Source organism: Caulobacter sp. P1_B12_2 (assembly GCF_056406675.1).
On the sequence record NZ_JBFTZS010000212.1, the window covers coordinates 1 to 7,728 of the forward strand.

The window sequence follows — 7,728 nt, forward strand, 5'->3', positions numbered from 1 at the left end:
GCATCAGCCAGGGCTACGAACAGCCCGGCTGGGAGGTCAGCGCCCGGCGGCTGCTGGACGTGATGATGACGGGGCTGCGGGCGAAATAGCCTTTGTCGCGGATGGGCTCAGAGCAGCTTCCGATACACGAGAAACCCCGACTTCTCGGCCACCTGGTCGTACAGCTTCATCGCCGTCGCGTTGGTCTCGTGGGTCTGCCAATAGACCCGTGACGCTCCCGCCTCCCGCGCCGCGACGTAGACCGCCTCGATCAGCGCCCGGCCCACGCCCTTGCCGCGCGCCTGGTCCGTCGTGAACAGGTCCTGCAGGTAGCAGCTGGGTTCGATCGCCGTGGTGCTGCGGTGGAACAGGTAGTGCGTCAGGCCCAGCAGGCGGCCGTCCTGTTCGGCGACCAGACAGTGGACCGGCTCGTAGGCGTCGAAGAACCGGGACCAGGTCATGGCCGTGACCGCCGGGTCCAGGGCCGTGTCGCCCGAGCGGCCATAGAAGGCGTTGTAGCCGTCCCACAGGGGCAGCCATTGCTCGCGGTCCGCGCGGGTCACGGGGCGGATCACGAGGTCGGTCATGGTCGGGTCCTGAAACGGCGGCGGTCGCGTTGCATCCTGGCTATTCTTCAGTGTGACGCAACGGCTTGGGATGCGCCTCTCGCCCCGCCGTCTCGGTCAGGTCGAAGACCAGCTTCGAGGCGCCCGCCGCGATCAGCCACAGGAAGGCCAGGATGCGCAGCAGCGGCGCGGCTTGCGGGTGCTGGCCGGCCAGGACCAGCAGCAGGACGAACCCCGCGACCGCGGCGAGGGCCAGGGCCAGGGAGGCGAGCTTGCAATGAAAGGCGGACATCTGACGGGTTCCGGACTGGAAAACACCCATCCTTGTCGCGCCGACCCTCGTAAGGGGTCCATTCGACTCCGGCCCGCCGGCGTCAGCGGGCCGTAAAAGTCCGCTACATCGCCAGCATCCAGACCGCCATGGCGACCATCATCACGTTCTCCACCAGCGAGACGAAGCCCAGCGGCACGTTGCTGTCGCCGCCCACGCAGGCGCATTTCAGCTCGCGCTTGTCGATATAGACCGCCTTGAACACCGACACCGCCCCCACGCCGCCGATGAACAGCGCCACCGGCGCCGACAGCCAGGTCAGGACGCCCGCCAGCATCAGCACCCCCGCCCCGAGCTCGGCGAACGGATAGACCCAGCCATAGCGCGGCCAGCGCTGGGCCAGCAGGTCGTAGCCCAGGAACATGGTGGCGAAGGTCTCGACGTCGCGCAGCTTCAGGATCGCCAGCACGCACATCGAGAGGGCGATGAACGTCTGGACCGCGTGGACCGTGAAGGCCTGGCCGCTGGCCGCATGGCTGACGGCCAGGGCCATCAGGGCGGTGGCCGCGAACACCGCCACGACCGGCGTGTAGGTCTTGGCCTTGGGATCGCGCACTCGCAGGCCGAAGCGACGGCGCAGGTCGTCGTAGCCGCCGATCCTCTGGCCGCCGATGAAGGCCTGGGGCGTGGTCGCCACGCCGTGGGCGGCCTTGAAGACGTCGATCTCCTCCCGCGTCGTCAGCCGGTGATCCTCGACCGCGTAGCCCTTCCGGCGCAGCAGGTCYCTGGCGCGCAGGCCCCAGGGGCAGACATGCTGGTCGGTGACCATCCGGTAGAGGACGGCGGTCCGGGGGGCGGTGGCTGGAGCGGTCATCGCGGGGTCTCCGACTTGTCCGAGAACAGGACCGCGCTCATATGGGGTCCGTACCATGGTACGGAGTCAAGACATGAGGACGACGACGATCTCGGGCCTGGCCCAGGCGGGCGGCGTGGGCGTGGAGACCGTGCGCTACTACCAGCGCCGCGGCCTGCTGGACCAACCCGCCCGGCCCGACGGCGGCGGTTCGGCCGGAGGCGTGCGACGCTACGGCGAGACCGACGTGCGCCGCCTGCGCTTCATCCGCGCCGCCCAGGCGGCCGGCTTCACCCTGGAGCAGATCGCCGAACTGCTGGTCCTGGACGCCGGCGACGATCACGCCCGAGCCCGTGGGCTGGCGCTGGAGCGCATCACCGCGCTCGACGAGAAGATCGCCGAGATGGAGGCGGCCCGCGACGCGCTCAAACGGCTCGCGCGCACCTGCGGCGAGACCACCTCCGGCCCCTGCCCCATCCTGTCGGCGTTCGACGCGGCGGACGACRCGCGCCAGGCCTCCGGTGCATCCGGTTTCAGGGCCGAAAATCGATGAACTCCACAGACAACCGCCCGACCAAGCTGACCGTCGGCGTTATTCGCCAGTATCGCTTGGCGATGTCGGCCTTATTGATCCTGGCCGACTGGTACCAGTAGGGGGCTCCCGGCGTGCTGGATGAATTGGTGTCGAAGCGATCGACCGCCTCCCAGGCCCGCCCGTCGTCCGAGGCCTCGACCTTGACCGCCTTGGGCGTTGCCGCCGGCAGCACCCAGTTCACCTCGACCTCGTGGATGGCGACGGCCTTGCCCGGACCGAAATCCATGCCGATCCAGGCGCCGCCGTCCAGCGAAGCCGACGCCTCCTGCGCCGCGTTCCAGACCGTCTGGGCGTAGTCTCCGGCAAAGCTCACCCCATAGGGCTTCAGGTCCCCGCTGGAGATCAGCCGCCCCGCCAGCGGATTGACCGCCCGGTCAGGCCGGGCCGCCCGCGCGCGCTGCGCGATCACGGTGTCGGGCAGGCTCCTTCCCGCCAGGGACCAGGCGATCCAGTATTCGACCAGGGGCGTCGACTTGCCCTGGGCCCAATCGAGGTACTGCTTGGCGGCCTTGGCGTTGGGCTCCTCGTCGCTCAACTGGCGGAGCAGGTCGCGGCCGCCGTCGCTGGACAGCTCGGCCTTGACTGTGGCGATGGGTTTGCCCGCCGAGCGCGCAATGCCGGCCAGGGTCGTTTCCGGTGTCATGAAATCTGCCCCGCTCCACAGGTCCTTCACGGGCGTCCTTTGCTTCGGGCAGAAGACGTCCGCGCCGTCGGCCCAGCAGTCCCAGTCGTCCGTGAGCTTGAGGCCCAGGCGGCCGGTCTCGCCTTCGAACAGGATCATTCCGGGGGCCGAATTGGCCGCGATCAGGACGTCGCCGTCCCTCTGGGCCGTGGAGACGAGATAGAAGAGCCAGGTCGCCGCGAGCATGCCGGTCCTGTTGGGCAGGATCAGCTCGGTGCCGTTGTCGGCCTTCAAGGACCCGTATCGGGGCTTCAGCTTGAGCCCCATGATCTCGACGGGCGGCGCCGCGCCGGCCAGCTTGTCGAACCTGTCGAAATGCACCAGATCCGGGCGCGCTTTCGAGCTTTCCAGATATTGGAAGTCGCCGTCTCTCATCTCCAGGGAGTCAGCCCTCCCGTCTCGTATCCTGATGATCCGCTCTTGATAGGTGGACAGGATCAGCGTCTCCCGATCGGTGCGGTACGCGCAGTACGGCATCGACAGCCTGCCGGGTCCGGGGCCGTTGCTTCCCGTCGCCTCCATGACGTTGAGGTCGGCATCCAGGCTGAAGACGCTTCCGGCGATGGCGTCGGATCCAAAGACCCCGCCGTTGCGGCCATCGCGCCCCAGGCAGGTGGCGAACTGTATGGGTTTTGATGCGATCTCCGAGATTCTCTTGATCTCACGCCCATCGCGGATGTCGAATTTCGCGATCGCGTTCATCCCGCCGCCATAGACCGCATCGCCGGAGATCGTGACGGCATGGGCCGCCGACAGCGCTTTCGATGTCCAACGGTAGGTCCAGCGCCCGCCCACGCGCTCGAACAGCGAGACGCTGTTGCCTTCGTAGCTGGCCACGGCCATGAACCGCCCGTCATCGGTCAGATCGACACCCTCCGCGCCGACGATGCCAGTCGGATGGGTCAGGCGTTCGACAAGCTCCAGATCGACTTCGCGCTTCGGCGAAAGGCTCAACTTGAAGATCAGCACGTCCTGCTTGGTGTAGTTGGCGACGACAACCTGCCCCAAGACCTTGCTGTAATATATGGACGTCGGATTGTAGCGCTTCGCGCCGATCTTCACGGGGACCGGCGAGACCTTTCTGGTCTTGGCGTCCAGCAGATAGATGTTTCTGTAGTTCACGAACAAATACAGATCGGTCGCGATTTCGGTCAGCGACACGGGCGTAATGGATCCGCTGTCCCGGCGCTCCACCTCGAGCTTTCGCGGCTGCGCCTTGGCCCAGGCGCCCAGGTCGCTGCGACCAGCGACCACCTTTGCAGCCGCCTGGCTTCGGGCGGGGAGCGCGCCCGACACCGCCAGCCCCGCGAGAACGATGAGGGACGCCTTCCGAAAGGCCGAACGACTGAAAGCCATCACCCCTCGCGAAATCGAAAAGGCTCACCGCATTGGAGATGAAATGCTTCGGGGTTCGAGAACGCCGCATCGCGTGGCGACGCCGCCCGCCTCGCGCCCCGAGGCCGGACAGCAAAAACCCCGCGCCTTGCGGGCGCGGGGTTTTCGAAAGCTCGGCGTTGAAGGCCGCCCTTAGGCGATCTTTTCGACCTGGCTGTATTCCAGTTCGACCGGGGTGGCGCGGCCGAAGATCGAGACGGTGACGCGCAGGCGGGCCCGCTCCTCGTCGACCTGCTCGACCGAGCCGTTGAAGCTGGCGAACGGACCGTCGGTGACGCGGACGTTCTCGCCGATCTCGAACAGCACCACGGTCTTGGGACGCTCGACGCCCTCTTCGATCGTGCCGATGATGCGCTGGACTTCCTTTTCGGAGACCGGCTGCGGCTTGGACGCGCTGCCCAGGAAGCCCGTGACCTTCGGGGTGTTCTTGATCAGGTGATAGGCTTCGTCCGAGAGGTTCATCTTCACCAGCACGTAGCCGGGGAAGAACTTGCGCTCGGCGTTGACCTTGCGGCCGCGACGGATCTCGACGACGTCCTCGGTCGGAACCAGGATCTCGGAGAAGCTGTCTTCCAGACCGTGGCTCTTGGCCTGTTCGCGGATGCTCTCGGCCACCTTCTTCTCGAAGTTCGAGTAGGCGTGGACGATGTACCACTTGTGGTTCGGATTGGACGCGGTGTCGGTGCTCATGATGTTTCTTATCCCGCGGCGATCTTGAGGAGCAAATTGGCGCCCAGGCCCAGGATCCAGTCGGCGAAGGTGAAGAACAGCGAAGCCAGAACCACCATGATGAAGACCATCACCGAGGTGATCCAGGTCTCCTTGCGGGTGGTCCAGGTGATCTTGCGGGCTTCGGCGCGCACTTCCTGCGCGAAACGAACCGGATTGATCGGCTTCCTCGGCGGGGCCGGAGCCTTCGCCGCGGCGGCCGCTTGACCGGCGGGCGCGAGCGCCGCTGCCGTTTTCGCGGCGCGGTTCTTGATCGCAGACGGGCTAGAACCCGGTTTCCTGGCCATGACTTAAGAGGCTCGCGACTTTCGATAGGTCAGCCCGAAAGCCGGGTGACCGATGACATATAGTGGCAGGAGTGGAGGGACTCGAACCCACGACCCTCGGTTTTGGAGACCGATGCTCTACCAGCTGAGCTACACTCCTGCGGAACCGCGATCCCCTTAGCGGAGATTCCGGCTTTCCGACAATGAACATCGCGCCGGTAGGCTCTTTCAAGCCCGCCAGCGCGTTGGTCTCATCGCCAGAGCCGCGTCGTTTAGCAGGGTCGTTCGAGCCCGGCAAGCGGCCGGAGCGCGATCCGCGCTTTCGAGGGCCAGTTCCTGTCGCGGTTCCAAAGGATCAGCCCCTGGCGCGGCGCGTTAGGCCTTGGCGCCGTCGCAATCTCGAGGAGCCCGCCATGCCGACATCCGCCAGCCCGAACGCCGAAAGGCCGTCTAACCGCGAGGTCGAGAACGAGAACCAGCGCCCCGCTCCAGGCGCCGACGGAAAGGCCCCGCGTCCCGCGACCGAACCGCGCGGCGCGGAGGGCAGCTCCGACTCGCCGAAGACCCGCACGGATCCAGGGTCCGGTGAAGCCTAGACATTTAGAGCGTGACAGACGCCGAAACCGGCATCCGCCTTCGGCTGTCACGCTCTAGACGTCGATCAGCCGGCCTTTTCAGTTTCCGGCGCGGGCGCCGGGGTAAGGGCGGCGCATTGGATGTTCAGGTACGACCACTTCACGTCCGCGAGCTTGCGGCCGCATTGGGTGTTCTCACCCTGGTCGCGCCCCTGAAGGGAGATCGCCACGCCCTTAGTGGGATCCGGGGCCGGTGAGGCTCCGGAGATGTCGTAGTAGCCGCCGCCTGGACCGCGAACCACCATGCACGACGTCGATTCCACCGGCCGCACGCAACCGGAGGCGCTGACCGCCTTGCCTTCGAGAGAGACTTGTTGAGCTTGCTGACCGGTATTGCCGGTTTCCTGCCCGCAGGCAGCTACGCTTAACGCTAACAGACTGGCCGCCGCGGCGGCCTTTACGAACCTTACCCGCATACGTTCCTCCGTATCATTGGCCTCCGCGCTGTATTCACGGCGAGGAAGCAGAGGAAGAGTGCGCCCCGTTTGGGGAGGCGGCAATCACAATTTTGACACGGTTCAAAAAACAGGCGCCCGCCATTTTGACGCTTTTGGGGAAGAATTTCTCAAAGCCCTTTCAGACCAGCAAAGTTGACATCCACGCGCCTGTGCTCACATGAGACGCAGTCGCTTCAGGGCCGTGGCGGCGCCTTCTCAGAACTCCGCGGTCCGCCGCGCGTCCAGGACTTGAAACGCACATTATGACGGCCATCGAAACCACCGCCACCGCGTCCGTCCCCCCGGCTCCCAAGGAAGCCGCCTGGCACACCGAGACCGTGCTGTGGGTCAAGCACTGGACGGACAGCCTGTTCAGCTTCGCGATCACCCGCCCGGCCAGCTTCCGCTTCCGCTCGGGCGAGTTCGTGATGATCGGCCTGCCGCCTCGCGAGGACCTGGGCGAGAAGAAGCCGATCCTGCGCGCCTATTCGATCGGCTCGCCGCACTTCGCCGAGGAGCTGGAGTTCTTCTCGATCAAGGTGCCCGACGGCCCCCTGACCTCGCGCCTGCAGCAGATCAAGGAAGGCGACCAGATCCTGCTGGGCAAGAAGCCGACCGGCACCCTGGTGCTGGACGCGGTGCGCCCGGGCAAGCGCCTGTTCCTGTTCGGCACCGGCACGGGCCTGGCGCCCTGGCTGTCGGTGGCCCGCGACCCCGACGCCTACGCCCGCTTCGAGCAGGTGATCGTCGCCCACGGCGTGCGCGAAGTGCAGGAACTGGCCTATCGCGACCTGTTCACCAGCGAGATCCACGACGACCCGCTGGTCGGCGACGAGGCCAAGGCCCAGCTCGTCTACTATCCCACCGTCACCCGCGAGCCGTTCGAGCGCCAGGGCCGGTTCACCGACCTGATCAGCTCGGGCCGGCTGTTCGCCGACCTGGGTCTTGAGCAGGTGCAGTTCGACCCAGAGCACGACCGCGCCATGCTGTGCGGCTCGATGGCGATGATCAAGGACACCGCCGCCCTGCTGGAAGCCCACGGCCTGACCGAAGGCTCCAACGCCGAGCCGGGCGACTTCGTGATCGAGCGGGCGTTCGTGGGGTAAGGGCCAACGCCCCGACCTTCTCCATTGTCATCCCGGACAAGCGCGCAGCGCGCCGATCCGGGACCGACGCCTGAGCGCCGCGCTTCCGGCGGTCCCGGATCTTCACCCGGCTTCGCCGGGTTCGTCCGGGATGACAGCTGAGGTTCAGCTGACGCCGCCGCCCAGCCGCTTGAACGTCCGGTCCCAGCGCATGTGGCTGACCAGGGTCCAGGGC

Annotated in this window: 10 protein-coding genes and 1 tRNA gene; 3 read left to right on the top strand and 8 right to left on the bottom strand. The window is 66.5% G+C overall.

Features of this window, described 5'->3' with window-relative positions; translation table 11 throughout:
- Positions 1-107: 107 nt before the first annotated feature.
- From AC1DZ6_RS14215 to AC1DZ6_RS14225, 3 genes are all read right to left on the bottom strand, one after another.
- Positions 108-566, bottom strand: a complete 459-nt coding sequence (locus AC1DZ6_RS14215) for an N-acetyltransferase family protein (protein WP_477097812.1) — start codon at positions 564-566, stop codon at positions 108-110.
- A gap of 40 nt (positions 567-606) precedes the next feature.
- Entirely contained in the window at positions 607-837 is a 231-nt protein-coding gene (locus AC1DZ6_RS14220) for a hypothetical protein (RefSeq protein ID WP_477097813.1), read from the bottom strand.
- 103 nt (positions 838-940) lie between these two features.
- Complete coding sequence (locus AC1DZ6_RS14225) at positions 941-1,690, bottom strand: MauE/DoxX family redox-associated membrane protein (protein ID WP_477097814.1); 750 nt, start codon at positions 1,688-1,690, stop codon at positions 941-943.
- Positions 1,691-1,763: 73 nt separating this feature from the next.
- Between AC1DZ6_RS14225 and AC1DZ6_RS14230 the strand changes: the two genes are divergently transcribed.
- The gene (locus AC1DZ6_RS14230; protein WP_477097815.1) at positions 1,764-2,222 is read left to right on the top strand and encodes a MerR family transcriptional regulator; all 459 of its coding nucleotides are present in this window, start codon (positions 1,764-1,766) and stop codon (positions 2,220-2,222) included.
- Here the strand turns inward: AC1DZ6_RS14230 and AC1DZ6_RS14235 are convergent.
- The 4 genes from AC1DZ6_RS14235 to AC1DZ6_RS14250 all read right to left on the bottom strand — a co-directional run bounded on the left by AC1DZ6_RS14235 (position 2,203) and on the right by AC1DZ6_RS14250 (position 5,496).
- Positions 2,203-4,200, bottom strand: coding sequence for a hypothetical protein (locus tag AC1DZ6_RS14235; protein WP_477097816.1), 1,998 nt, complete (start codon positions 4,198-4,200; stop codon positions 2,203-2,205). The genes AC1DZ6_RS14230 and AC1DZ6_RS14235 overlap by 20 nt on opposite strands.
- 273 nt (positions 4,201-4,473) lie before the next feature.
- Positions 4,474-5,031, bottom strand: coding sequence for a transcription termination/antitermination protein NusG (gene nusG, locus AC1DZ6_RS14240; protein WP_477097817.1), 558 nt, complete (start codon positions 5,029-5,031; stop codon positions 4,474-4,476).
- Between the two features lie 8 nt (positions 5,032-5,039).
- On the bottom strand, positions 5,040-5,357 hold the full coding sequence (secE, locus tag AC1DZ6_RS14245) for a preprotein translocase subunit SecE (protein ID WP_477097818.1): 318 nt from the start codon (positions 5,355-5,357) through the stop codon (positions 5,040-5,042).
- 63 nt (positions 5,358-5,420) lie between these two features.
- Positions 5,421-5,496, bottom strand: a tRNA-Trp gene (locus tag AC1DZ6_RS14250).
- A gap of 253 nt (positions 5,497-5,749) precedes the next feature.
- On the opposite strand from AC1DZ6_RS14250, the gene AC1DZ6_RS14255 reads away from it, so the two are divergent.
- Positions 5,750-5,932: a hypothetical protein gene (locus AC1DZ6_RS14255; protein WP_477097819.1), complete on the top strand. Its 183-nt coding sequence runs from the start codon at positions 5,750-5,752 to the stop codon at positions 5,930-5,932.
- 65 nt (positions 5,933-5,997) lie between these two features.
- Here AC1DZ6_RS14255 and AC1DZ6_RS14260 read toward each other — a convergent pair whose 3' ends face one another.
- Positions 5,998-6,387, bottom strand: coding sequence for a hypothetical protein (locus tag AC1DZ6_RS14260; protein ID WP_477097820.1), 390 nt, complete (start codon positions 6,385-6,387; stop codon positions 5,998-6,000).
- A 284-nt stretch (positions 6,388-6,671) separates the two neighbouring features.
- Here AC1DZ6_RS14260 and AC1DZ6_RS14265 point away from each other — a divergent pair, with 284 nt between their 5' ends.
- Complete coding sequence (locus tag AC1DZ6_RS14265) at positions 6,672-7,514, top strand: ferredoxin--NADP reductase (protein ID WP_477097821.1); 843 nt, start codon at positions 6,672-6,674, stop codon at positions 7,512-7,514.
- The last annotated feature ends 214 nt before the right edge of the window (positions 7,515-7,728 follow it).